Origin of the sequence: Spirosoma panaciterrae DSM 21099, from assembly GCF_000374025.1 — a bacterium.
GTDB lineage: Bacteria > Bacteroidota > Bacteroidia > Cytophagales > Spirosomataceae > Spirosoma > Spirosoma panaciterrae.
Map to the genome: position 1 here is coordinate 1 of NZ_KB893215.1, position 23,335 is coordinate 23,335.

The 23,335-nt window shown below is 49.5% G+C and carries 28 protein-coding genes; 8 read left to right on the forward strand and 20 right to left on the reverse strand.

Annotated elements, in window-relative coordinates; translation table 11 throughout:
* The 4 genes from B153_RS36010 to B153_RS0127255 all read right to left on the reverse strand — a co-directional run.
* On the reverse strand, positions 1-176 hold a 176-nt coding region (locus B153_RS36010), incomplete at its 3' end, for a transposase (RefSeq protein ID WP_020599921.1).
* Positions 169-687 carry a type II restriction endonuclease gene (locus B153_RS36015; protein WP_020599922.1) on the reverse strand — a complete coding sequence of 173 codons (519 nt, stop codon included), beginning with the start codon at positions 685-687 and terminating at the stop codon, positions 169-171. The genes B153_RS36015 and B153_RS36010, both read right to left, overlap by 8 nt.
* 12 nt (positions 688-699) lie before the next feature.
* The gene (locus tag B153_RS0127250) at positions 700-1,887 is read right to left on the reverse strand and encodes a 3-dehydroquinate synthase (protein ID WP_020599923.1); all 1,188 of its coding nucleotides are present in this window, start codon (positions 1,885-1,887) and stop codon (positions 700-702) included.
* 169 nt (positions 1,888-2,056) lie between these two features.
* Positions 2,057-3,046, reverse strand: a complete 990-nt coding sequence (locus tag B153_RS0127255) for a glycosyltransferase family 2 protein (RefSeq protein WP_020599924.1) — start codon at positions 3,044-3,046, stop codon at positions 2,057-2,059.
* A 298-nt stretch (positions 3,047-3,344) separates the two neighbouring features.
* On the opposite strand from B153_RS0127255, the gene B153_RS0127260 reads away from it, so the two are divergent.
* Together B153_RS0127260 and B153_RS0127265 are read left to right on the forward strand one after the other, a co-directional pair.
* The gene (locus tag B153_RS0127260) at positions 3,345-4,100 is read left to right on the forward strand and encodes an SDR family NAD(P)-dependent oxidoreductase (protein WP_020599925.1); all 756 of its coding nucleotides are present in this window, start codon (positions 3,345-3,347) and stop codon (positions 4,098-4,100) included.
* A gap of 178 nt (positions 4,101-4,278) precedes the next feature.
* A complete protein-coding gene (locus B153_RS0127265) occupies positions 4,279-4,965 on the forward strand; it encodes a carboxypeptidase-like regulatory domain-containing protein (protein WP_157634907.1) in 687 nt (228 codons plus the stop codon).
* Here the strand turns inward: B153_RS0127265 and B153_RS0127270 are convergent.
* The 6 genes from B153_RS0127270 to B153_RS0127295 form a co-directional block, all read right to left on the reverse strand.
* The gene (locus B153_RS0127270) at positions 4,936-5,625 is read right to left on the reverse strand and encodes an alpha/beta hydrolase (RefSeq protein WP_020599927.1); all 690 of its coding nucleotides are present in this window, start codon (positions 5,623-5,625) and stop codon (positions 4,936-4,938) included. The genes B153_RS0127265 and B153_RS0127270 overlap by 30 nt on opposite strands.
* Before the next feature lie 6 nt (positions 5,626-5,631).
* The gene (locus B153_RS0127275) at positions 5,632-6,162 is read right to left on the reverse strand and encodes a DUF4442 domain-containing protein (protein WP_026262494.1); all 531 of its coding nucleotides are present in this window, start codon (positions 6,160-6,162) and stop codon (positions 5,632-5,634) included.
* 169 nt (positions 6,163-6,331) lie between these two features.
* On the reverse strand, positions 6,332-6,793 hold the full coding sequence (locus B153_RS0127280) for a DinB family protein (protein WP_020599929.1): 462 nt from the start codon (positions 6,791-6,793) through the stop codon (positions 6,332-6,334).
* Between the two features lie 14 nt (positions 6,794-6,807).
* Positions 6,808-7,203 (reverse strand): MarR family winged helix-turn-helix transcriptional regulator, encoded by a 396-nt coding sequence (locus B153_RS0127285; protein ID WP_026262495.1) that lies wholly within the window; start codon positions 7,201-7,203, stop codon positions 6,808-6,810.
* Positions 7,204-7,301: 98 nt separating this feature from the next.
* Positions 7,302-8,282: a bile acid:sodium symporter family protein gene (locus tag B153_RS0127290; protein ID WP_020599931.1), complete on the reverse strand. Its 981-nt coding sequence runs from the start codon at positions 8,280-8,282 to the stop codon at positions 7,302-7,304.
* A 141-nt stretch (positions 8,283-8,423) separates the two neighbouring features.
* Positions 8,424-9,359: a Ppx/GppA phosphatase family protein gene (locus B153_RS0127295; protein ID WP_020599932.1), complete on the reverse strand. Its 936-nt coding sequence runs from the start codon at positions 9,357-9,359 to the stop codon at positions 8,424-8,426.
* A 56-nt stretch (positions 9,360-9,415) separates the two neighbouring features.
* On the opposite strand from B153_RS0127295, the gene rpsU reads away from it, so the two are divergent.
* The 3 genes from rpsU to B153_RS0127310 all read left to right on the forward strand — a co-directional run bounded on the left by rpsU (position 9,416) and on the right by B153_RS0127310 (position 13,605).
* A complete protein-coding gene (gene rpsU / locus B153_RS0127300; RefSeq protein WP_012924721.1) occupies positions 9,416-9,613 on the forward strand; it encodes a 30S ribosomal protein S21 in 198 nt (65 codons plus the stop codon).
* A 284-nt stretch (positions 9,614-9,897) separates the two neighbouring features.
* On the forward strand, positions 9,898-10,794 hold the full coding sequence (locus B153_RS0127305) for a tyrosine-type recombinase/integrase (RefSeq protein WP_020599933.1): 897 nt from the start codon (positions 9,898-9,900) through the stop codon (positions 10,792-10,794).
* Positions 10,795-10,929: 135 nt separating this feature from the next.
* Positions 10,930-13,605: a GH116 family glycosyl-hydrolase gene (locus tag B153_RS0127310; protein WP_020599934.1), complete on the forward strand. Its 2,676-nt coding sequence runs from the start codon at positions 10,930-10,932 to the stop codon at positions 13,603-13,605.
* Positions 13,606-13,675: 70 nt separating this feature from the next.
* Here the strand turns inward: B153_RS0127310 and B153_RS0127315 are convergent, their stop codons facing one another.
* On the reverse strand, positions 13,676-15,487 hold the full coding sequence (locus B153_RS0127315) for an SGNH/GDSL hydrolase family protein (protein ID WP_020599935.1): 1,812 nt from the start codon (positions 15,485-15,487) through the stop codon (positions 13,676-13,678).
* A gap of 140 nt (positions 15,488-15,627) precedes the next feature.
* Here B153_RS0127315 and B153_RS0127320 point away from each other — a divergent pair, with 140 nt between their 5' ends.
* Positions 15,628-16,305 carry an EboA domain-containing protein gene (locus B153_RS0127320; RefSeq protein ID WP_020599936.1) on the forward strand — a complete coding sequence of 226 codons (678 nt, stop codon included), beginning with the start codon at positions 15,628-15,630 and terminating at the stop codon, positions 16,303-16,305.
* A 1-nt stretch (position 16,306) separates the two neighbouring features.
* On the opposite strand, the gene B153_RS0127325 is transcribed toward B153_RS0127320, so the two are convergent.
* A complete protein-coding gene (locus tag B153_RS0127325) occupies positions 16,307-16,957 on the reverse strand; it encodes a porin family protein (protein WP_020599937.1) in 651 nt (216 codons plus the stop codon).
* 8 nt (positions 16,958-16,965) lie between these two features.
* On the reverse strand, positions 16,966-17,628 hold the full coding sequence (locus tag B153_RS0127330; protein WP_020599938.1) for a DUF4136 domain-containing protein: 663 nt from the start codon (positions 17,626-17,628) through the stop codon (positions 16,966-16,968).
* A 239-nt stretch (positions 17,629-17,867) separates the two neighbouring features.
* Between B153_RS0127330 and B153_RS0127335 the strand changes: the two genes are divergently transcribed.
* Both B153_RS0127335 and eboC read left to right on the forward strand, forming a co-directional pair.
* A complete protein-coding gene (locus tag B153_RS0127335) occupies positions 17,868-18,800 on the forward strand; it encodes a TatD family hydrolase (RefSeq protein ID WP_026262496.1) in 933 nt (310 codons plus the stop codon).
* Between the two features lie 84 nt (positions 18,801-18,884).
* Positions 18,885-19,760, forward strand: coding sequence for a UbiA-like protein EboC (eboC, locus tag B153_RS0127340; protein WP_020599940.1), 876 nt, complete (start codon positions 18,885-18,887; stop codon positions 19,758-19,760).
* Positions 19,761-19,818: 58 nt separating this feature from the next.
* On the opposite strand, the gene B153_RS0127345 is transcribed toward eboC, so the two are convergent.
* The 7 genes from B153_RS0127345 to B153_RS38410 form a co-directional block, all read right to left on the reverse strand.
* A complete protein-coding gene (locus tag B153_RS0127345; RefSeq protein ID WP_026262497.1) occupies positions 19,819-20,250 on the reverse strand; it encodes a BrxA/BrxB family bacilliredoxin in 432 nt (143 codons plus the stop codon).
* Between the two features lie 129 nt (positions 20,251-20,379).
* Positions 20,380-20,691 (reverse strand): DUF59 domain-containing protein, encoded by a 312-nt coding sequence (locus B153_RS0127350; RefSeq protein ID WP_020599942.1) that lies wholly within the window; start codon positions 20,689-20,691, stop codon positions 20,380-20,382.
* A 103-nt stretch (positions 20,692-20,794) separates the two neighbouring features.
* Positions 20,795-21,223, reverse strand: a complete 429-nt coding sequence (locus B153_RS0127355; RefSeq protein ID WP_020599943.1) for a SufE family protein — start codon at positions 21,221-21,223, stop codon at positions 20,795-20,797.
* Between the two features lies 1 nt (position 21,224).
* A complete protein-coding gene (locus B153_RS38920; protein WP_157634909.1) occupies positions 21,225-21,407 on the reverse strand; it encodes a type II toxin-antitoxin system RelE/ParE family toxin in 183 nt (60 codons plus the stop codon).
* Between the two features lie 92 nt (positions 21,408-21,499).
* Positions 21,500-21,691 carry a hypothetical protein gene (locus tag B153_RS37885; RefSeq protein ID WP_020599946.1) on the reverse strand — a complete coding sequence of 64 codons (192 nt, stop codon included), beginning with the start codon at positions 21,689-21,691 and terminating at the stop codon, positions 21,500-21,502.
* Between the two features lie 3 nt (positions 21,692-21,694).
* Positions 21,695-22,933, reverse strand: a complete 1,239-nt coding sequence (locus tag B153_RS0127370) for a cysteine desulfurase (RefSeq protein ID WP_020599947.1) — start codon at positions 22,931-22,933, stop codon at positions 21,695-21,697.
* A gap of 144 nt (positions 22,934-23,077) precedes the next feature.
* Positions 23,078-23,335 (reverse strand): hypothetical protein (locus B153_RS38410; protein WP_026262203.1); only part of this gene is annotated, 258 nt, incomplete at its 5' end.

Consider the following 23,335-nt stretch of genomic DNA (forward strand, 5'->3'; position numbering starts at 1 on the left):
GCTTGCCAGTGCGGAAAGCTAGGCGGCAGGTTTCGCCATTGACAGCCGGTGCGTAACATCCAGAAGATGGCATCCATGACGGCACGTAATTGGTGTTTACGCTTGCGTTGAAGGTTAAAAAAAGGCGAAATTGCTGCCCACTGGTAGTCGGTCAGTGGTTGCCACTGCTTAGTCATTACTTTGTTTCTTGGTCGATACAAAGTTGACTCGACTACCAGTCCTTATCAATTCCCCAACAAGCTCTAAACAGTAATGCCCTAGATAGTGATTGTAGGGAAATTGAATGTTTTTTTTCTTATCTCTTTCCTTAAAATAACTTCCGTGGCTGCCCAATGTAAAACTTGAGATTCCACTTCGCTTTCGATAAGTTGTTTTCAAGTCTACTGCAAACTTCACCGCTTCATTCTCTTTGTTAATGAAGGTTAGGTCAGGATAGTAGTTCTGATGTTCAGTGAGTAAGACTTTATAGCCGATTTCTTCTGCGAATTGAAGGATCTGAGGGAAAATATGTATTTCAAGGATTTTTGAAACAATTTTTGTGTCCGATGAAATTGTATAGATGTTTTTATAAACGTCAATAAAGCCCTTTACAGACCAGTCACCATTTTCGGTCGATACATATTTTTCTAACTTATCTGTGAACCTATCAAGCTCTTTTTTAAATAACGATTTATATTCCTCTTTCATCTTAATTTTCAGTTAGTTGATGGTAGAGGTGTCGTTCTGTAGTGTCTGGCATAATTCGTTTTCGCGTAGTGTTGCAATCACCTGCCGAACGCGGGCGGCATCCATCTCGTGAACCTCAACCCCCTTGCCGATGGCACTGAGCAGCATGATGGTGAGTTGACCTCCCAAATGTTCGCGGAATTCCGAAAGGCCTTTTAAAACCCCTTCGCTATCGTTAAGATCGAGCATGGGGTGGTAAAGCGAAAAACCAAGCGTTCGCAAAGTACTCAGTATCCGGTTTACATCCGTATCGCTAATCCAGCCTAACAGGTTTGAGTACAAACTGTCCATCGCAATACCAATTGCTACGGCCTCACCATGCCGGACTTCGAAATCACTTAACTGTTCGAGTTTGTGCGCACTCCAGTGGCCAAAATCCAGGGGTCGTGACGAGCCCATTTCGAAGGGATCCCCTCCGGCAATATGATCGAGGTGCATTTGGGCACACCGATGAATGAGGTAGTGCATTGCTGTCATGTCGCGTGCGGCCAGTTGTTCGGCATGCTGTTCGATCCAGTTAAAGAACGACGCATCTTTGATCAACGCAACCTTAACGGCCTCAGAAATACCGGCCCGCCAATCGCGATCATCCAGAGTGGTCAGAAACTGGCTATCGTTAAATACGGCTACGGGTGGTACAAATGTGCCAAGAAAATTTTTCTTGCCCCGATAGTTGACGCCATTCTTGACCCCCACTCCCGAATCATTCTGCGATAGCACCGTAGTCGGAATTCGAATGTGGCGAATGCCCCGGTGGGAAATAGCGGCCGCATACCCAACCAGATCGAGGATAGACCCTCCACCCAGCGCTACAACATACGAATGACGATCGATACCATACCGATCAACTGCATGGACAATTGTTTCGACAAAGTCGGGGTCATTTTTGGCTGCTTCGCCACCTGGTATGATCAGTATATCCTGAATAAGTTCCAGATTGTCAGTTGCTTGAGAGAAATACTCGGCAATGTCTGTCTGTAGAGTTGGGTGAGCAGAGATAACCCCCGAATCAATAACAAAAAGAAGCTTTTTACGAGAACCTCCGGCTAGTTGCTGCTGCAGGAAGTCGGCAAAAAGGGTGTTGGTCGAATCGAATAGTCGCTCGGTAAAAAAAACACTATACGAAAAGCGTACGCTAAAAGACTGATGCAAATGATCCATGAACGGATAAGGCCAGTTGAGTAATACTGACTTTATCTATCAAAAATACAATCCAATCCTTAATGGTTCATTAAGTGGGGCAAAATAAGCAATGTAGCAAAGGGTGCCTGGGTAAGGGCAGAGGGGTATTCTATTCGTTACCCGCTGCCCTTACCCAGGCACCCTTTGCTTATAAATACAACACTTTATATTTTACAGCGCCATACAATCGCCAGTAAACGGATAAAAAAGGCGTTGCCAAAGCCGTGATGATGGCGTGCTTGGCCGTTGTCCAGGTTAGCGTTTCCTGGGGCAAATGACGCATAATCAGATCCGTAGAAAGAATTGTCCAGATACTTAATCCGATCATGGCTATCCCCCATTCGCCGAGGCATAAACCTGTCAGGCTAGCCATGATGCTAATAACCGAAACGTAATACTGAAGGATCTGCCGTCGGTAGGAAGGAATCCGCTCTCGAAACAGACTTGGATGACGCTTGTACAGGAGCGCGTCGTAACAATTGTTACGTTCGTCGCGGAGCAAACCGTACCAGGGGCAGGGACGGATGTGGTAGACCACAACCGCTTCGGGACATTTACCGATCGGAACACCCGCCTGAATAAATTTGAACTGTAGATCACTGTCTTCGCGCCAGGCTGTATCGAAGGCTTCTTCAAACCCATTTACCCGTTGCAGCGTCGATTTACGGCAAAAACAGTTGGCCGACATAAACTCCGCACGTTTCAGGATTGTAGCTGTCCGATCCAGTGGGCTCGGATGTTCGGGCAAATGAACGCGTAACTGACCGCTCATCACCTGAGCACCGCGCTGAAAACAAGTAAGGGCAGCGGATAGCCAGTCGGGTTCGGGTAAACAGTCATCATCGGTAAAGGCAATAATACGACCTCGGGCTGCCCGCCAGCCGCGATTTCGGGCAGCCGCCGGGCCCCGCCGTTCGGGCTGGGCCAGGTAGCGCACTTCGAGTGGTCCCCCATTCCGAGCCACCTGTTTGATGAAAAGCTGTACGGCCGTCTCGGTTTCGGGCGAATTGCCTTCATCCACGATAATGACCTCAAATTGATCACGTGGGAGTCGCTGACGCCCCAACGCATCCAGACATTTAAGTAACAAAGCCGGTTGCTGATACGTTGGGATCACAACCGAAAATTCAGGTAGCATATAAACAGGTAATAACGCAAGTACTTGATTAGGCAGCACCGTTAAGGCTGATCGGACTTGACTAAATAATCTCGTTTTCGGCCAGTATTACGGCATAGTCATATCATTGCAAAAACCTAACCAATTCGCCAGGGCCGTTTTGATAAAAAATGCTATTTTGTTTAATCGGCTGAAAACAAGTAGTTTATTGTTGGTGGTTGTGAGTGGCTAAAGGCCTGTACCTCAGAAAAAATTCATGCCAGCCCGAAAAGGCTGTTGGTGGTTTATCTTTGTGAAATCATCTATTTCTTCATTTTTCATGTCTCGTATTGCACTGATCACTGGCGCTACCTCTGGCATTGGCCGCGCTACCGCCGAAGCTTTCGCTGACCTCGAATTTCGTTTGATTCTTTGCGGCCGTCGACAGGAACGGTTGGATGAATTGCAGGATCTCTTAAGTAAAAAGACTGATGTAACCACCCTGAACTTCGATGTCCGAAACTGGGTAGAGGTGTATGAATCGATCAATACACTCCCTGAGGAATGGCAGGCCATTGATATCCTGGTAAACAGCGCTGGTAATGCGTATGGCATGTCGGCGATTCAGGACGGCGATCCAGCCGACTGGGATCTGATGATCGATGGGAATGTGCAGGGTTTACTATACGTGTCGAAGGCGGTTATGCCCGGTATGGTGGAGCGTAAACGGGGCCATATTGTAAACCTGAGTTCAGTAGCTGGCAAGGAAACGTACCCCAACGGAGCCGTGTATTGTGCCAGTAAAGCGGCCGTAGAAGCCATCAGTTCGGGTATGCGGCTGGATATGACCCAGCATGGCATTAAAGTAACCAACATTGCGCCGGGAGCGGTCGAAACGGAGTTCTCGATGGTACGCTTCAAAGGCGATAAAGATAGGGCGGCTAAAATCTATCAGGGTTTTACCCCGCTCACGGCCGAAGATATAGCGGATTCGATTGTGTTTGCGGTCACAGCGCCTGCTCATGTTACCATTGCTGATATGACGATTCTGGCGGGTGCACAGGCGGGGGCGCAAACCATTCATCGAAAGCCATGATGAGTTAATCGCAAAGGCGCTATAAATACACCAGGAATTAGCGATTAATTTCGAATGCCTTGCGTCTATAGCGCCTTTGTGGTTAATTTTAGTTCTCTAAAAACTAGTGGCTGAACCTATGCCTGCCAAACGGATACAGCTAACCATACCGTCACCTTGTCAACAGGCCTGGCAAGATATGAAGCCCGATGAAGGTGGTCGATTCTGCCTGCACTGCCAGAAAACGGTAGTCGATTTTACGGCCATGACCGACCAGCAGATTGCCACCATAGTGACTCAGAAAACGGGGATAGGCTGCGGACGTTTTCGCCAGAGTCAGCTTGATCGATCGCTACAATCGTCGTTGGCTCCTCATTCGCGAGGTCGTTTCTGGGGGCTATTGACGGTAGGTCTATTGGAGTATCAGGCGGCTCAGTCGGAGTCTATAACGTCCTTGTCGCTGCATTCGACCTCAGTACAGGCTAGCGGGAGTGAGCGAAAAGCAGAATCATCCGAACCCGAAAGCGTAGTATCAGCAGATTCTTCAAGGATTGTATCCGGGCGTGTCGTTGACCATACGTCGAATCAGGCTCTTTGTGGAGCAAGCGTTGTTATCAAAGAAACTAGGACTGGAATGTATGTCGATAAAGATGGCAACTTTCAGCTAAAAATCCCGGCCGATCATAGTTTGGAGCAGCTTACGCTTCAGGTGACGTTTATTGGGTATGTCACGCAGGAAATTCGATTGGGGCCAAGCTCACGCAACGTAGTAGACATTCGCTTAAATGAGGACACTGCTGCGCTTGGAGAAATCGTGAAGGTTGGTGGTTATAAACCAGCTACGTTCTGGCAACGATTACGCAATAGGTTTCGGAGTCGTCACTAGGGTTTTCAGTACTTCAGGGTCTACCCGGTGTGCTCCGTCAAAGGTGGTTATCTTTAAGTTCGGCACATCGGTTTTCAGGCGATTCAGGTAGGCGTCGATGTCGGGTAGAGCGCTGATGTACTCATCCTGGCGGCCATACACATAATGGGTTTCGGTATCGGTAAGCACGTTCGCATCGATCAGATCGGAAAGCCCCTTGGGAAAATAGCCAGCCCACAGAATTAGCCTGTCGACCTGAATGCGACCAGATTTATCTCCTCCATTATTTAGCCATCGGCAGGCAGTAGCGGCCCCCTGCGAAAAACCAAGCACCGTGATGTGCCGCTTTGGGCCAGTGTTCGTGTGCTCTGCAAGAATGAGGTTGTATAGGGAGTTCAGATAAACGACATAGTCATCGATTTCGTGAGCGGCATCTTCCCGGGTCATCCAGGAAGCACCCACGCGCTGGTAGTTCATGTCGAGGTATGATCGGGAGAGCCCTTCGGGTACAACGATTAAGGTGTCGTCATGGGCTAAATCGGCAAATTTTCTGCCAAAGTACTGGGCGAGCTGGCCAAACCCGTGCAGGCAAAACCAGATGTTTCGGGTGTTTTCAGAGAATTGGCCAATTGTGTAATAGCGAGCTGTGCGCTGAACCACCAAAGGATGTTCCTGGAGCATGGACGTTTACCGTTTAAACCTTGATTGCTGCCGATCATTTTTGCGTTGCTCATAATGGGTTTTATCGGCGATGTAGCACAGCCGCTCCAACTCCGCATGAACAACCCCATTTTTATCGAGCCACCGAACCGTAAACGTGTAATCGATCTGGCCGTTGGCGGCCACTTCCTGGCGAATAACTGCAAGCTGATCGTCCGTGATTTCGAAGCGGGCGTAGAGCGTCTGTCGGCCGGGTTTACGAAAGCGAATATTAGCCGATTTATCCCATACCACGTATTGATCGCCCAGTATGCGCAGGAGCATCACCATATAAAACGGATCGGTTGCCGAGAACATACTACCCCCAAAAATGGTCCCTACGTAGTTGTAGGTCCATATATTTCGGCGCAAACGGACATGTACCTCCCGCCAGTCGCTCGACCAGAACAGGATGTTACCTCCCGTTCCGAAATACATTGGATACCAGTTCAACCCCAAGCGGAAAAACCATGATTTCGTGGATTCCTGACGTGTCGTTTGGAAAAAGGCAGGCTTCATCTTTATAGGTTGCTATTCAGTGGTATCCGTCTGTCGATGGCGGTTGGTTCAGCAGCCAGCTACAGACGGATACCCTCGAACCGATTAAGTACACTGTCATTTACGTTTTCTGTCATTCCTGCGCAGGAGGAATGACAGAAAAATGCAGCAAATCTTTTATTACAGTGCATTAAGCTATTACTGGAAATTCCTGCCCTTTTTTGATAGCCTGAGCAATTTGTCCGGCATGATACGAATTATGGTGCATCAGAAACACGAGTACCTGCATTCGGGGTATATCACCAAACGGCGAGGAAACAATTTCGGCCCATTGTTCGTCGGCCGTCTGCCGGATGAGTTCGGCAATCAGAGCAAAACTGTCGTCGAGTTTTTGTTGTATTTCGGCCAGATCAAGTTCATGCCCATCGTCCGAAACGCCCCCCACAGCCTGTAGGGGAATACTGATTTCGCGGCCAAACATGATCCTGGCAAAACGGTGCATCACCTCGGCTGTATGCAAGGCAATAAACCCGGCCGAAGCTGTTTCGGGGGTTAGCCGATAACGGTAATTATCGGTGGTAAGCTTTCGCATCGGTCCCTGGGCCGAACCCTGAGCCATTTGCCAGATCTGAGATAAAGAGTCGGTAGTCATTATAGTGGTTTGTGTTAAGGTATTAGTTTTTGCGAAAGCGTTGTAATTCCGTCGACGGCCTGAGGGCCAAGCTCCTCCCAGACCTGTTGATTGAGGGCTTTCCAGATTTTATGGCAGCGTTTCGCTAATAATCGGCCCGCTTCGGTGAGAAACAAGCCTCTCCGGATGCTATCGGTCAGCCAGCCGTTTTTTTGAAGCAGTTGAACATCCCGGCTCATGGCCGATTTTTCAATCTGCAGCTGTTTGGATAGCTGTGCCTGTCGTATACCCGGTTGGGCGAAAATGTGCATCAGCAAACCCGCCTGGGCAAACGTAACCCCCTCCGATACAAAGGCATCGTTATAACGGCCTGTCACAATCCGCGCCAGCATCCGCAAACGACCTGCAATGCAGTAGGGTTCTGTGTTCATGTCGTAAAGATTGAACGATAAAGTTGTATATGCAACTTTTGCTTGAAGTAAAAATCCCACTGGATACGTTTGGTCGTTCTGTGGGATTTTAAAACGTTTTAGGCCGCAGTCGGCTCCGTTGCCGATACCTCTTTAGGGGGATGCTGGCTCCAATAGGTTGCCAGCAGGGAGCCATTCGTATTCATGATAGGGCCGAAAAGAGCCGGGGCCAGACCAACCGTAGCCACTTTGCCCATTTGTACGGCAATGCCCGAGGCCAGTCCTCCGTTTTGCAGGCCCACTTCAATAGCTACCGTCCGGCAACTTTGCTCGTCCATGCCAAAGAGCCGGGCCGTACCGTAGCCTAGCATAAAGCCACACAGGTTGTGGATCAGCACGCACAGGGCTAAGGTCCAGCCAACGGTCAGGAGGCTATCGCGACCGGCGGCTGCGATGATGGCAACAATCAAAATAATACCACCCATCGAGAGCATCGGCATAACCCGGTTCAGCATCACCGACGATTTATGGAAAACCCGATTCAGAATCAGACCAACCACGATGGGCAGGATGACAATCTGCATAATTTCGACCATCATTTTCAGGAATGAAATTTCGATGAACTGACCCGCTAGAAATTTCATCAGTGCAGGCATCACAAACGGAGCGAGTAGTGTCGAAATCGTGGTCACGGTTATGGAGAGGGGAACATTGGCCTTGGCAATGAAGCACATAACGTTTGAGGCTAACCCACTGGGCGAACAGCCAATCAGCACCACGCCAGCCGCAATTTCGGGGGGGAAACTAAACGTATTGGCCAGTGTGTAACCTAGCAGGGGCATGATAATAAAATGGCAGACAACCCCGATGAAAACCGCTTTGGGTTGCTGAATCACCCCCTCGAAGTCTTTAATCGACATGGTTGTGCCCATGCCCAGCATGATGATTTGCAACAGAGGAACAATGAGTTTTTTGAGTGGAAACCCGCCGATACTCACAAACGGTGCCGGAAAAGCAAAGGCCAGGCCGACAAATAGAATAAGCAGGGCTGTAAAAATAAGGTTCCGGTACGACGAGCGGTCGTTTGTTTCAGCTTTCATTATCTGGAATGAAGAAAGTACAATGCAGAATGAGTACGGTATAACAAAGCGCAATCGCACCAGAAAATACCTGTTTGCCTGCGAGTAAGGCAGGTGGTAACCCACGATTTTAAGCCAATAGCGTGCGGATTATCACCTGGGTTACAAGGAAGCCAATACCCCTTCTTTCAGCGAATAGGTTGAGGTTTTAATTTGAGTAAGCCCGTAGGTTTTCAGGATGTAGTCGATCAGGCAAACAGCAACAACAATCATATCGACCCGGAGTTCGATCATGCCCGGTAGCTGCCTGCGCTCTGCGTGGGTTTTAGTGATGAGTAATTCATACGATCGGTAAAACTCCTGAATGGGTAAGTCGAACGTTGGCTGATTGGGATCGGGAAGGTGGCCCTTGTCGTGCATGTACCACATATCGACCAGTGTATCGAACGAACCCGACGAGCCAATCACTCCATTGGGTTGGTACTGGTGGATGGCATTGGCTAGTGGCAGGAGCTGCTCCTGAAAGTAATTGTTCAGTCGGCGAATGTTACCCGGACTAATGGGATCGGTGCTGGCTGGTGTTCCCGTCATGAAACGATCAAGGAGCCGTTGCCCCCCAATTTCAAAACTTTGTTTCCAGAAAATTCGTGACTGATTGCCAAGGATGAATTCGACACTGCCCCCACCAATGTCGATAACCAGTCCGGTCTGCTCGCTTAAAGCACCTGCCGCCCGAATACCCTGATAAATGTAGGCGGCTTCTTCATCGCCCGAAATGACCCGAATGGACAAACCCGTTTCCTGTCGGACCCGATCTATAAATTCCTGCTGATTGTGGGCCACCCGAATGGCGCTGGTACCGATCGCCACTACGTGTTCGGGCTTGATTCCAAATCGGTGAAGCACCTGCCGGAAATACGTCAGAACGCCCAGGGCCCGGCCAATGGCTTCTTCGGCGATGATGCCCTGATTGATGCCTGCCTGACCAATTTTGGCGGGTAAACTTTCCCGAAACAGAATTTGTTGCGTAGAGCCGGCCCCTTCGGCAATCAATAGATGGAAAGTATTGGTTCCTAAGTCAATAATGGCTTGTTTCATGTCCGCAAATCTATTATCTTTGCCGTCCGGTTTTAGCTAAAACACAATATTTAACAATGCTTATCATTAACGTAAAAGACAACGAGTCGATCGACAAGGCCCTGAAACGCTTCAAAAAGAAGTTTGAGAAGACGGGTGTGTTGCGGCAGTTGCGGTCGCGGACGGCTTTCCAAAAACCGTCGGTAAAGCGTCGCACCGAGATCATTAAGGCAGCCTACAAAGAAAGAATGTACGGCAACCATACCGAGCAATAGGACATTTTGTTCCGAATCGTCGGTAATGTGCAGGTAAAGTTTGCATTGAATGGCTGAATGCGCAGTCGGCCGTTTCAAATGGCAAGCCAAAACACAGAAGGAGCAGCAAGCAGGGATGTTTGCTGCTTTTTGTTTGACCGGGGTTTAGCGGATTGATGGATTTTCAGGATTTTGTTTATGATTTGTGATAGGTGTAGTCAATTACTCAATTAACTAAAGAGGACGTTAAAAATCCTCTAAATAGTAATGTTGGTATGTTTGTGTAAGCAAAATCAGATTAATCCATGAATCACGGTTCAGACTTTCTCACACACATTCGGTACGAAAAGCGACTCAGTCACCATACGCTGACGGCGTATGCAAATGACCTGGAGCAGTTTACGGAGTTTCTGCATACCGAATGCAACGTCGATCAGCCCGAACGAGCCGATTTTCGACACATTCGGTCATGGATCGTGAGTCTGGTGGAGGCCGACCTGGATAAATCGTCGGTGAACCGGAAGATTGCTACCCTTCGGAGTTTTTATGGGTATCTGCTGCGCCGGAAAGTGATTGACCAGGACCCAATGGCCAAAATTCAGGCGCTGAAAGCCAGTAAAAAACTGCCTCAGTACATCGAAGAAAAGCCGATGGAAGCCCTGCTCGATGAGGTCGAGTTTTCCGACACGTTTGAGGGAGTTCGCGACAAACTGGTGCTTGAACTTTTGTACGGCACCGGCATCCGATTGAGCGAGTTGATCGGGCTGAAAACAGTCGATGTTAGCCTGTACGACAAGACCATCCTGGTTCTGGGAAAGCGTAACAAGCACCGGATCGTACCGCTCACCCAACCGCTATTTGAACTGATTCAGACATACAATCGCGTGAAAGAAGCCGAATTCGCAGGGCAGGCCGATAGTACAGTTTTGATCGTAAGTGATAAAGGTGTAGCGGCTTATCCGGTTCTGATTCAGCGTATTGTGAAGCGGCACCTGGAGCTGGTGACCACCCTTGAAAAGAAAAGCCCCCACGTATTGCGCCATTCATTTGCTACCCACCTCCTCAATCGGGGGGCCGACCTCAACGCGATTAAGGATCTGCTCGGCCACAGTAGTTTGGCAGCTACCCAGATTTACACACATACCAGTCTGGAGCAACTCAAGAAAACCTACGACCAGGCCCATCCAAAGGCGAAGAAATAATCGATAGGATGGGAGTGTGCGAATGTCGCCATACACCCCCAAAAGAAATTCATTATTGGAATCCATGCACAGAAGGTGAGTAAGTTGTCGGTCAGTTGGTTTTTAGAGAATGAATCCAACTGATTCAGATGTACTATGGCCGACAATACGATTACTCGTCGCACGTTTATGCAATCCACTGGTTTGGTGGCAGCTAGTCTTTTAACGGATTTCCCCTCACTCAATCAGCCATTTCGACGGGCAGACGATACGTCTGCTATCACAAAGCCTGCCCCTGAATGGATCAAAACCCTATATGAGCGGGGAGGGCCGACGACGTATCGGAAAACAAAGGATGAGCTTCACTACATTGGTATGCCGGTGGGCGGCATCGGCTGTGGATGCGTATACCTGGGTGGTGATGGGCGACTCTGGTTGTGGGATATTTTCAACAAGAACCAGACGGGAGTTATTTATAGAGACATTCCGTGGCACGAAAAAATCCAGAACAATAAGGCCATTCTGCGGCCATTCGATGGGGCCAACTATGTTGAACCCGTTAAAGATGTTCGGCCCGTAGAGCAGGGGTTTGCCCTGAAAATTGATTTTGAGGGGAAGAGCGTTACGAAACGGCTGCTGCCCGACGATTGGGACGACATTGAATTTGAAGCCACCTACCCAATGGCCACCATTCGGTATCTGGATGCGACCTTGCCCGTTCAGATTTCGCTGCAGGTGTATTCGCCATTTATCCCACTGGATGCCGATAATTCAGGCCTGCCCGCTACGATCTACTCATTTACGGTTACCAACAGGAGCCAGGCTGAGGTAATGGTGTCGGTAGTGGGATGGCTGGAAAACAAAGCGGCTCTGTATACCGCCACCGACGACCAGTATACCAAATCGAATAAAGCTGTTCCGAATGGGGTTTTCAGTACCGCTCTCAATAAAAACTGGGCCGACGATGCCTATTATTTCAAGCCAGATTATGGCAACTTCTGTCTGCTCTCGCTCAATCCATCTACCGTAATCAACACATCCGCTACCCTGACGAACGATGCGTTGTTTAGCACCGAAAATAGTCAGCCCGCTACCAAACGGTTTGATGAACCCTTACTGGGCTCGGTACGAAATACAGCCCAGATAGCTGCCGGCAAAACGGCTGAACTACACTACGTGCTGAGCTGGTATTTCCCAAATCTGTCGTTTCACTCTATCAAAAATGAGACGAAGCGCTACTATGCCAATCGGTTCAAATCGGCGGCTGAAGTGGCTACATATATCCAGCAGAACTTCGCCAAACTATCGGGCGAAACCAAAGCCTGGTGCCAGACCTGGTATACGAAAAGTACGCTGCCGCACTGGTTTTTAGAACGCACCTTGCTGAATGTATCGACACTGGCCACCACCACTAGCCATCGGTTTTCGTCGGGGCGGTTTTATGCGTGGGAGGGGGTAGGGTCCTGTGCGGGTACCTGCACGCACGTATGGCAGTACGCACAAGCCATGGGCCGATTGTTTCCGGCTTTGGAACGGGACACACGCGAGCGGGTCGATCTGGGAGTTGGTTTCCACGACGATGGGCACATCGGTTTCCGGGCTGAATACGACCAGCAACCCGCCATCGATGGGCAGGCCGGACGGGTTCTGGGTATTTACCGTGAGCACCAGATGAGCGCGAATGATGAGTTCCTGCGTCGAAACTGGCCTAAAACAAAACGGGCTATCGAATACATCCTGGAACAGGATCGGAATGGCAATGGTATGGTCGATTCACAGCTCGAAAATACGCTGGATGCTAAGTGGCCGGGCGAAATTGCCTGGCTGGTTGGTTTGTGTCTGGCAGCGGTAAAAGCGGGCGAACGCATGGCTGAGGAAATGGCCGATTCGGAGTTTGCGGCTGTCTGTAAAGCCTTTTTCGATAAGGGGAAGGCCAATATGGAATCGCAACTGTTCAATGGCGAATACTTCATTCATAAGCCCGATCCGAAGTTGGGTAAAACCGTGCTGGGCTCCTACGACACCTGCCATATCGATCAGGTATATGGCCAATCATGGGCGTTTCAGGTGGGGCTGGGGCGCATCATTGACCAGCCGAAAACCTTATCGGCTCTCCGATCTCTCTGGAAGTATAACTTCACGACGGATGTTGGCCCCTATCTGAAAACCCATCATGGCGGACGGCCTTATGCGTTACCGGGCGAGGGCGGAATGCTTATGAATACCAACCCAAGTCAGGTTCCCTTACCGTATGGTGTGGAAGATGCCTGGCAGGTAACCTATTTTCACGAGTGCATGAGTGGTTTTGAACACCAGGTGGCTGGGCATATGCTTGCCGAAGGGATGACCGACGAAGGACTGGCTCTCATCCGTACCGTTCATGATCGATACCACGCTGCTAAACGAAACCCGTTCAACGAAGTTGAATGCAGCGACCATTACGCCCGGGCAATGGCTAGTTACGGAGCGTTTATTACAGCCTGTGGCTATGCATACCACGGCCCTAAAGGCGAAATGGCGTTTGCGCCGAAATGGAGCGCCGATAAGTTTATGGCTCCATTTACGGCGGCCGAAGGCTGGGGAACGTATTCGCAACAAAAGCAGGGTAAAACCTATGAGTATCGTCTTGACGTAGCGTATGGTTCGCTGGCGTTGGCGCAGTTAACCGTAGAGAAAGGCGACAAGAAGCCCGTCAAAAAAATAGCAGCTACCCTTGGCGGCCAGCCGATTGCGGTACAGCTAAAGCAAACGGGCAATACGCTCACCCTAAAATTGCCATCTCGACAAAAAATTCAGATAAATCAGCCGCTAGTTGTGATGATACAAGGCTAAGGAAGTCTTGCTTGTCTGCGATGTCATTGCGGACGAGCGTCCTTAAAACGTACGATATTCGGCCGGCTCGTTATTTCTTTCCTTTGGTTGTGGTTGCCGCTTTTTTCAGATAGGGTTGAAGTTTGGCGACGAATTGGCGATAGCCTTCGGCGTTGGGGTGTAATCCGTCGCTAAATAAGGTTTCGTTAATCGAACCATCGGGTTTTAGAAACACAGTTCCGGGCTGGATAAACCGAACGTTTAGTTTATTGGCAACCTGGGTAAGCTGCTGATTGAGCATGGCAATGCGAGGCTCCATTTGCCGACGGGGTAATATGCCAATTAGTAAAATCTCCGCCTTGGGTTGCCGGGTCTGCATGGCTCGGACCAGGAAGCTAAGCCCTTCACTAATTTCGTTGTCAGAGTTAAATTGGAGGTTATTGGTGCCAATCATCACGACAATCTGAGCCGGGTTGTACCCGTCCAGTTCGCCGTGATACACTCGCCACAACACGTTTTCGATACGATCCCAGCCATAGCCCATGTTTTGTACACCCAGAGGAGCCATTACGCCATTCCAGCTATCGGCGCCGGCCGATGATACATCGCTCGGTTCGCCACCCCAGAAGTGGGTAATTGAGTTGCCAAAAAACACGATATTTGGCGGACTGCTTTTCAGGCGATTTATAATAGCCCGGTGACGGGTTTCCCAGTCGTATTTGGCTGCGTCGCGAAACTGGGTACGGGGCTTTGTGGTCGATGATTGACCAATTGGTTCATTTAAAATTGGTCGTATAATCCGTTCGTAAGCGTCGGCATACTGCTGCATACCCAGGTCAGTCGGATGCGTACCGTCGACCATGGCGTCAATATCCAGATTGATGGCTGATTTAGAGAGCAAATACAGTTGCTCAATACCCTCGTTCAGGAGTTGGGTGTAGGCCTGTTGCATCAACTCATTTACCTCTGTATAAAGCTGCTTGCGGGTCGGGTTGATGCCGCCTTCCGTATAGCCCGCATGTTCGACAAGCAGGATGGGCGTTGCCGGTCGTCGTTGCCGGAGGGTCTTTACAGACTGGATAATTCGGGCTTTGATGGTATCGGGTTTGATGCCTACCGTGGCAATCAGGTTGGGCAGGCAGTCGAGTACGTAGAGTTTAGCATCAATTTCCGGTAAAAAATCAACCACCTCTTTTTCCAGCCGACCATTGCCCGAGAAACCCAGATTGATGATCGGGCGGTCCAGTTTCCGGCCCAGAATCGACGTCCAGGCCATACCGGGTCGAGAAGCGCAGGCCCCCTGAGCAATGGAGGTACCGTAAATCACAATGGGTTTATCGGGCCTGACGGGCAACGGGGTGAGCGTTACACCGTTCGGAACGCCAATTTCGAGCCATTTGACAGAGTTATACAGCGGCAGATACAGCCGATACTCCCGGCCTTTTTTATGCTGGGGGTCGTTGGGCTCAAGATTGGTAAATCGGTACTGGATGGTATCACCAAACGTGTATTTCCCGGCGCACCACAGATAGTCGCCATCACTATTTACGGCATACAGATCGACTCCGCTAACGCCCGTAGCAGGCATATGCGGCAGTGCGGTTTGTTTTCGACCGACGGTATAACGAATCATAACCTGGTCGGTACTGGCCCGAAACCGGATCATTAGCCCGGCTCCATCGTGCGAGAGGCTCCAGACCTCCTTGCGCACACGCTGTTCGGCTGGCGCTGGTAGGCGATCATACGGATGTTGGAGAGCTGCACCCGACCAGCCTTGCCCTTCAATTACGGGTTGATCGCTTTGGGTCGGATTCCACCAGGTGTATTCTGCTGGCGATTGGGCGAGGGCCGCAAGCTTGTTAAAACTGAGAAGAATCAGATAAACCAATAGCGTTTTTTTCATGATTGAAAGCGAATGATCGGCATCCAGGGAAACAAAAGAGCAGATTAAACTTTATTCTATCATCATAAAGGTGATTATAGTCATGTACTAATGTGCCTTTATGGCAATACGCATACGAATTACACGAGTATTTTTGCAGTATGAATAGTTTCCAGATGAGTCAGACGCTGTTTTATCTGATCGAACAGCAGCCAAATTCAGAAAAAGCCGTTTCGTATTTGCGGCAACAGGTCGACGCATTCCATGCGAATCCACAGGTTTCAACCTTTTACCGGGTGTTTACGGCCCTACCCCGTTTCGTTGGCAAACAGCCTGTTGAGGTGCCAGACGATATGGCTTTTGCGATAGAACGCATTCGGCCGGGATTTACCGTAATGGGCTGGACACTGGATCGTCTGGCGCGCGTATGGTGGTTGCTGCAATTGCCAGCCGATGACCAGGCTGTTTATGTCAAAACCATCACGGAGCTTTTTAAAGCGGGCGAGTTGAACGAATTGGTGGCGCTCTATTCAGCGTTGCCTGTGTTGGCTTATCCCGAAGCCTGGCAGTTTCAGGCAACGGAAGGGGTTCGAAACAACATTGGCGATGTGCAGTCGGCCATTATGTTACACAATCCTTATCCCGCCGATTATCTGGATGAACTGGCCTGGAACCAACTCGTGATGAAAGCGTTCTTCACCGATAAAGATATTACGCAAATTATTGGCTTACACGAACGCAAAAACGCCCGGCTGACCCATATTCTGACGGACTATGCCGCTGAACGTCGGGCTGCCGGGCGTAGTTTGCCAGCCAATATTGAGTTGCTGTTAGACTAGTTTAGTACCAGCGATAAATGATCCCGGCCGAAAGCATCAGCGAAGGGGCGGAGTTTTTCAGCAGATCGTAGTTGAAAAATACGTTCTGGTATTGAGCCTGAACTTCGGCACCCAGCCCCTGTTCGCGTTTGCCGTAAAATTTAAGACCGATAGCTGGGGCTATAGCACCTTTAAAGCCGTTTTTCTGGTCGGCCAGGGGACCGAAATAATTGGTGTAATCGATATAGGCACCACCGCCTGCCATCTGGATATAGGGACGAATGGCTGCGGCATTATCGGCAAAGTAGTACGATAGCGAAACCATGGCCGGAATTACCGAGAGCGTTCGGGTCTGAACGGCTGAGATCGACTGCGAGTCGTAGTCGTACACCTGCCGGGGCAACCGCTGATGGGTATATTGATAGCCCGTTTTCAACCCAATCGAAAACCGCTTCGGAAAGAGCCATTCACCATCCAGTGCAAGGTTTGTCGGCGAAATCCGGTCAATATACCCCTGTTGGCCACCCATTGGTAAGGCGACCCCATATCGGGCCGAAATATTGAAGGTTACGTACCGATCATAGATCGATGAACCCATGTACTCATTCTGATATTGTGCCCATGCCGCCGTACTGAGGCCAAGCAGGGCAATTACTGCGAGGATACGTTTCATGACGTTGATTAGCGACTAGCCTGTAAATACATGGATTGATTGAAAATAGCGGTGGTGGCCGCATCGACGGATTGGGTATCCGTAACGTCGGTTCCCCGGATCGTGGCATCATAAATGACATTCACCTGCTTTTGACCACTGCTGTTGGTTGTGCTGTTTTTCAGGTCAACAATCTGGATTTCCCAGTATTGATCGGCAACCTGATACGTGTAGTAAGTCGGATAATAAGGATAATAGCCTCCATATCCACCGTAGCCATAGCCCCAGTAACTCGAATAATACCCGTATGGATCGACGCCTACACCCGTATACTGCTTATTGACCCGGATAATGGCGACTCCCAAATCGGCACTATCTCCTTTGGCCACTCGTTGAAAACCTCTGGCGGTAAGCGTGTTGGCAATATTGTTTACGAACTGAGTCGAAACGCTATTCTGCGCCGGAACGTATCCGGTGTTCGTTTCGATTATCACCGAATCGGGCAAGCTAAACGTTTTGTATTGGCCGAAGTTGACCGACTTATCATAATTGGTAATGTAAACCGGACTATCAGCCGCACTCAGGTCGTCGATCGCATTCTCGCGGCAGGCGCTCAGACTTCCGCCTACTGCCAGCAGTAGGAGCACCCAAAGGCCCCCTTTCCTTACTTGACGTTGATGGTACTTCTTCATAGCTGCATTTGTTGTATACCTATACAACGCGCTGCCAAAGCGGAAGTTTGTAAAACATCAATTAAAATATGGGTAAAAATCATGTGGAACGGCCTCTCATTTTTTGAGAACTTTGCACAACAAAATAGTCTGCCATTGGCAAGGGCCACAAGTCAACGTTGACAATGGCCTGATGAGGATCGACTATTTCTGCTAATTCCTGACTATACCTGCTCATTAGGTATTAAATCGAAATGAATATGGATTTTATGGATTCCATTAAGGGCATGTCGTTTTTTGATATGCATGTCCACATGACTTCCCGAACAACGGACGATTATCAGGCTATGGCCGATGCGGGAATCGTAGCGGTCATTGAGCCTGCTTTCTGGCTGGGTCAACCCCGTACCGGCATCGACTCGTTTCGGGACTACTTCGCAAGTCTGGTCGGCTGGGAGCGATTCCGGGCTTCGCAGTTTGGTATCCGGCACTATTGCACCATTGGCCTGAACTCCAAAGAAGCCAATCAGGAGGCCCTTGCCGAACAGGTTATGGAAATTCTGCCTCTTTTCATCTATAAGGAAGGTGTTGTGGGTGTGGGTGAAATTGGGTTTGACGACCAGACGGCTGCCGAAGAAAAATACTACCGGGCCCAGTTGGAGCTGGCCCGAGAAGCGAACCTGCCGGTACAAATTCATACCCCACACCGTGATAAAAAGCAGGGCACCAGCCGTAGTATGGATATCGCCATTGAGCACGGTATTGATCCCGGTATGGTCATTGTCGATCATAACAATGAGGAAACAGTACGTGAGGTACTGGACCGGGGCTTCTGGGCTGGCTTCACCATCTATCCGTTTACCAAAATGGGAAACGAACGGATGGTAGAAGTTGTAAAACAATATGGGCCGGAGCGCATTATGATCAACTCGGCTGCCGACTGGGGTATCAGCGATCCGCTGGCAGTACCCAAAACGGCGGCTTTAATGAAGCAGCGGGGCATTTCGGACGAAGCCATCCGGCTGGTCACGTTTGCGAATGCGGTAACGGCCTTTGCACAGAGTGGTCAACTGAGTCTGGAAGAGCTTTCGCAGCCGCTGGGCATTGACCAAAGCCAACGCTACAATGGTAGTTCCGTACTGCGCGGTGGGCAGGCCCCAAAGGTCGATAAAGAATCAACGATAATTAACTAATGGCGAAAGAGCGAAAGAGTGAAAGAGCGAAAAATGTTCAGTAGGTTTCGCTCTTTCACTCTTTCATTCTTTCGCTCTTTTACCATGATAAAGGCGCTTCTTTCGCTTACCCGCCCGGCGAATCTGGTAACATCGGTGGCCGACGTGCTGGCGGGTATGGCTATTGCAGGGTATTTCCTGATTCCTAATTTCGACCTGACTGCCATTGTGGGGCTTTGTCTGGCCACCATCGGACTTTACGGTGGAGGTGTCGTGTTCAACGACGTATTCGATGCCGAGCTGGACGCCATCGAACGGCCCGAACGACCCATACCAAGTGGTGTGGTGAGTAAGCAAACAGCTATTATATTGGGTAGTAGCTTATTGGCCGTTGGTATCCTGACGTCGTTTTGGGTGAATCAGACAGCGGGTTTACTAGCTATTGCCATTTCAGCGGCTGCCCTTATCTACGACCGTTTTGGTAAGCACCACAACTGGCTGGGGCCGGTTAATATGGGCTTATGCCGGGGACTGAATCTACTATTGGGGATAAGTATTCTGCCCGATCAGGTGATGCCCTGGGCCTGGGTAGGGCTGGTGCCCATTATTTACATTGCCGCCATCACCATGATCAGTAGGGGCGAAGTCCATGGCGGTAGTCCGGTTACACTTCGCGTGGCGGGTTTGCTGTATGCGCTTGTGATTGGCTGTGTAGCGGCACTCGCTCAGTGGCATCAGCAGTTAGGCACGGCTTTCCCTTTCCTGGTTCTGTTTGGCTATTCTATTTTTCCTCCACTCTGGCGGGCTGTGAAGGAGCCGATAGGCCGTAATATCGGTCTGGCGGTAAAGGCGGGCGTACTATCGCTGATTGTGATGAATGCGGCCTGGGTAGCCGCCTTTGCCTCGTTTCCGCTGGCGTTGCTGGTCTTCTTATTACTGCCTTTATCGCGGTTTTTAGCGAAAGTATTTGCCGTAACGTAAAAAATCAACAGCCGTTAGTAAGCACTAACGGCTGTTGATTTTTTACTATTGAATTCGTTTACGCATTCGCTGGAGAGCAGAACTCTTCCAGAGCCATTTCGAGGTGTTGAGCAATCATTTGTGCTGACCGACCTTCGATGTGGTGCCGCTCAATGAAATGAACCAACTCGCCATCTTTGAAAATAGCAATCGCTGGTGACGATGGCGGATAGGGAAGCAGGTATTCGCGCATCCGGGCCGTTGCCGCAACGTCGCCACCCGCAAAAACAGTGTAGAGGTGATCAGGCTTTAGGGCACTGGCTGCCAAAGCAGCTTTCACGCCCGGACGAGCTGCACCGGCTGCACAGCCACATACCGAGTTTACCATCACTAACGCCGTACCTTGCTGATCGGACATAGCAGCGTCCACTTCGGTTGGCGTGGTCAATTCTTCAAACCCAACGCTGGTCAGGTCTTCCCGCATCGGGACAAGCAAATGAGGAGGATACATATTGTTTAGTAGTTAGTCATTAATAGATAGTCATCAGGTAATCATTGCTTCGTGTCATTGGATAATCATCAGTAAAAACAATTAATGACTTTCAATGACGTCTGAGGCTAATGACCAATGACGTATAGTTTACATAAATCCAAGCTCTAATTTAGCTACTTCGGACATAAGTTCGGTAGAGTAGGGAGGGTCGAATGTGAGTTCAACACTTACGTCGTTGACCCCTTCGATAGCGCGTACTTTTTCCTCGATTTCGGCCGGGATTGAACCCGCCGACGGGCAGGAGGGTGAGGTCAACGTCATCAGAATATACACGTTGTTGACCGGGAATATCTTGATTTCGTAGATAAGCCCCAGTTCATAGACATCGACCGGGATTTCGGGGTCATAGACACCCTTCAGGGCCAGCACAACTTGTTCTTTTAATTCTTCGTCTGTCATTATCGTTGTCATGTTTTGTCAAGCCTGGTCAGATAGTGTCAAGTGTTGATAGGTTGGACGTACTGCTTTACCACACCTGACTACGTTTGACTATTCCTGACTCTTATTGCTTTACGGTTGAATAGGCCCGGCCATAGGCTTTCATTCGTTCAATCATGGAGGCTAGTCCACCTGCCCGTAGGGAGGTAATCAGGTTGCCCATACCTACCCGTGGAATGAAATACAGATCCGCATTGGCAATGTCTTCCGGTTTCTCGCCCGACAATACCCGAATCAGCAGCCCCACCAATCCTTTCGAAATTTGGGCGGTAGGTTCGCTGTCTCCGTAAAAATAAAGTCGGTCGCCTTTTAGTTCGGCATCCACCCATACTTTCGACTGACAACCCATAATTCGGTTTTCGTCTGTCTTTTTCGATTCGGCCATGGGAGGGAGTTTTTTGCCTAAATCGATGATGTATTGCGTCTTGTCGAGCTGATCTTCGAACAAATCGAACTCGTCAATGATTTCGTCCTGCTTTTCGTTAATGGTCATCTTAAAGTTTACCTAATTGACTGGCCTGATGTTTAATTGTCAATAAGTTGACCACGCCATTTTGGTACGAATAAATTAATCTATAGTCACCAACAAACACTTCCCGGATGAAATGAACCTGTTTTTCAGGAACCATACGTCCCATTTCCGGAAATTGCTTTAGTAAGTCGATTTTATTTATCAATTGATCACCTCACTGGTTGGCATATTGAAATGATTGCCGTTCCAGGTACTGACAAATTGAATCAAAATCGGCTTCAGCTTCCTGGGTCCAATTTATCGTTGCTGCCATTTTCTGAATTTCGCAACAACGTCTTCATGAGGTATGGTTCGGCCTTCCTCAACGTCACGAAGGCCACGTTCAATTTTCGAAAGAAGAAAAATGCGTTCAATCATTTCTTCTGCCGAAAATTGTTCTGGCATCTCGTTAAGATAAGCGATAACTTTTTGTTTTTCGAGAAGTTCCATGCTTTATAACATCATTTTCTGCACCCGACGCAGTCCCTGTACCAGCCGGTCAACTTCGTCTCTGGTGTTATAAACCGCAAACGAGGCCCGCGTAGTTCCGGCAATGCCAAAGCGTTGCATCAGGGGCATGGTGCAGTGATGGCCCGTTCGGACAGCAATGCCCTGCTGATCCAGAATGACGCCAATGTCCTGATGGTGAATGCCCTCCATGACAAAGGAAATGACCCCAATTTTGTGTTTGGCCTGACCAATGATGCGCAAGCCGTCCAGACCTGCTAATTGTTCGGTGGCATAGTGAAGTAGATCGGCTTCGTGGGCAGCAATAGCTTCCTTACCTAAACCGGCCATGTACTCAAGCGCCGTTTTTACCGCCACCACATCGGCAATGTTGGGCGTACCGGCTTCGAACTTATAGGGCAGATCGGCATAGGTCGTTTTGGCAAACGTTACTTCCTTAATCATCTCGCCACCACCCCGGTAAGGCGGCATGGCGTCCAGGATTGCCCTTTTGCCATACAGAACGCCCATGCCCGTTGGGCCATACAATTTATGAGCCGATAAAACATAAAAATCTGCATCGAGGGCCTGCACATCAAGCTCGAGGTGCGAGCTGGCCTGCGCCCCATCGATCAGGACAACGGCCCCGACGGCATGGGCTTTGTCGATGATGGTTTTGACAGGGTTGATGGTGCCCAGTGCGTTGGATACGTGTACGCAGGAAACAAACTTCGTTTTTTCGGACAGCAGCTTTTCGTATTCATCCAGCAGCAGTTCGCCATTATCGTTCACCGGAATTACTTTCAGTATGCAGCCTTTCTCTTCGCATAGCATCTGCCAGGGAACGATGTTGGAGTGGTGCTCCATGGTCGAGATAATGATCTCATCCCCTTCCTTCAGGAAATGACGACCGTAGCTCTGAGCGACCAGGTTGATACCGTCGGTAGTGCCGTAGGTAAAGATGATCTCCTGCCAGTGTTTGGCATTCAGAAATTCCTGAATGGCCCGACGTGACGCTTCAAAAGCGGCCGTAGCCTGTTCGGCCAGATGGTGAATACCCCGGTGAATATTCGCATTATACCCTTCGTAGTATCGCGTCAGCGCATGGATAACGGGCAAAGGTTTCTGATTCGTAGCGGCATTGTCGAAATAAACCAGGGGCCGACCGTTGACCTGCTGATCCAGTATCGGAAAGTCCTGACGAATTTTCTGAATGTCGAGTGGGGTATCTATGGCTGATTGCATGGGTACGCAAAAGAATGTCTACTGATAGAGAAACGCAAAACGGCTCGGATTAGGTTCGGAGATTTGATTATGTACAGGGTAAATTCACAACCCAAATAGATTGGATTAATATTATTTAATACTGTGAGCAGTTTATAGTTAAGTCTAAGCCGCCCTGCGCTGCCAAAATTGGCAATTCAGGCTATCCAGCCGATTTATATCAACTAAGCCATCAGAACTGAGTTGGCTATATATCAGTTTCCACACCCGACGGTTGGTTTCCCGTCGAACCAAAGCGTTCATCGACTTCAGTAATGAAGCATCAGCCGCCAGCAACAAACGAGCAACATTTACCGTGCTAAGCGTCGCGTTCAAGTGGTAGTCTAACTTCTCATCACTGCGTGCCTGACACTGGCTCAAACC

Bases quoted from the DNA above. Each gene is read 5' to 3' on its own strand.
- B153_RS36015 (WP_020599922.1), bottom strand. From the start codon at position 687: ATGAAAGAGGAATATAAATCGTTATTTAAAAAAGAGCTTGATAGGTTC.
- B153_RS0127250 (WP_020599923.1), bottom strand. From the start codon at position 1,887: ATGGATCATTTGCATCAGTCTTTTAGCGTACGCTTTTCGTATAGTGTT.
- B153_RS0127255 (WP_020599924.1), bottom strand. From the start codon at position 3,046: ATGCTACCTGAATTTTCGGTTGTGATCCCAACGTATCAGCAACCGGCT.
- B153_RS0127260 (WP_020599925.1), top strand. From the start codon at position 3,345: ATGTCTCGTATTGCACTGATCACTGGCGCTACCTCTGGCATTGGCCGC.
- B153_RS0127265 (WP_157634907.1), top strand. From the start codon at position 4,279: ATGAAGCCCGATGAAGGTGGTCGATTCTGCCTGCACTGCCAGAAAACG.
- B153_RS0127270 (WP_020599927.1), bottom strand. From the start codon at position 5,625: ATGCTCCAGGAACATCCTTTGGTGGTTCAGCGCACAGCTCGCTATTAC.
- B153_RS0127275 (WP_026262494.1), bottom strand. From the start codon at position 6,162: ATGAAGCCTGCCTTTTTCCAAACGACACGTCAGGAATCCACGAAATCA.
- B153_RS0127280 (WP_020599929.1), bottom strand. From the start codon at position 6,793: ATGACTACCGACTCTTTATCTCAGATCTGGCAAATGGCTCAGGGTTCG.
- B153_RS0127285 (WP_026262495.1), bottom strand. From the start codon at position 7,203: ATGAACACAGAACCCTACTGCATTGCAGGTCGTTTGCGGATGCTGGCG.
- B153_RS0127290 (WP_020599931.1), bottom strand. From the start codon at position 8,282: ATGAAAGCTGAAACAAACGACCGCTCGTCGTACCGGAACCTTATTTTT.
- B153_RS0127295 (WP_020599932.1), bottom strand. From the start codon at position 9,359: ATGAAACAAGCCATTATTGACTTAGGAACCAATACTTTCCATCTATTG.
- rpsU (WP_012924721.1), top strand. From the start codon at position 9,416: ATGCTTATCATTAACGTAAAAGACAACGAGTCGATCGACAAGGCCCTG.
- B153_RS0127305 (WP_020599933.1), top strand. From the start codon at position 9,898: ATGAATCACGGTTCAGACTTTCTCACACACATTCGGTACGAAAAGCGA.
- B153_RS0127310 (WP_020599934.1), top strand. From the start codon at position 10,930: ATGGCCGACAATACGATTACTCGTCGCACGTTTATGCAATCCACTGGT.
- B153_RS0127315 (WP_020599935.1), bottom strand. From the start codon at position 15,487: ATGAAAAAAACGCTATTGGTTTATCTGATTCTTCTCAGTTTTAACAAG.
- B153_RS0127320 (WP_020599936.1), top strand. From the start codon at position 15,628: ATGAATAGTTTCCAGATGAGTCAGACGCTGTTTTATCTGATCGAACAG.
- B153_RS0127325 (WP_020599937.1), bottom strand. From the start codon at position 16,957: ATGAAACGTATCCTCGCAGTAATTGCCCTGCTTGGCCTCAGTACGGCG.
- B153_RS0127330 (WP_020599938.1), bottom strand. From the start codon at position 17,628: ATGAAGAAGTACCATCAACGTCAAGTAAGGAAAGGGGGCCTTTGGGTG.
- B153_RS0127335 (WP_026262496.1), top strand. From the start codon at position 17,868: ATGGATTTTATGGATTCCATTAAGGGCATGTCGTTTTTTGATATGCAT.
- eboC (WP_020599940.1), top strand. From the start codon at position 18,885: ATGATAAAGGCGCTTCTTTCGCTTACCCGCCCGGCGAATCTGGTAACA.
- B153_RS0127345 (WP_026262497.1), bottom strand. From the start codon at position 20,250: ATGTATCCTCCTCATTTGCTTGTCCCGATGCGGGAAGACCTGACCAGC.
- B153_RS0127350 (WP_020599942.1), bottom strand. From the start codon at position 20,691: ATGACAGACGAAGAATTAAAAGAACAAGTTGTGCTGGCCCTGAAGGGT.
- B153_RS0127355 (WP_020599943.1), bottom strand. From the start codon at position 21,223: ATGACCATTAACGAAAAGCAGGACGAAATCATTGACGAGTTCGATTTG.
- B153_RS37885 (WP_020599946.1), bottom strand. From the start codon at position 21,691: ATGGAACTTCTCGAAAAACAAAAAGTTATCGCTTATCTTAACGAGATG.
- B153_RS0127370 (WP_020599947.1), bottom strand. From the start codon at position 22,933: ATGCAATCAGCCATAGATACCCCACTCGACATTCAGAAAATTCGTCAG.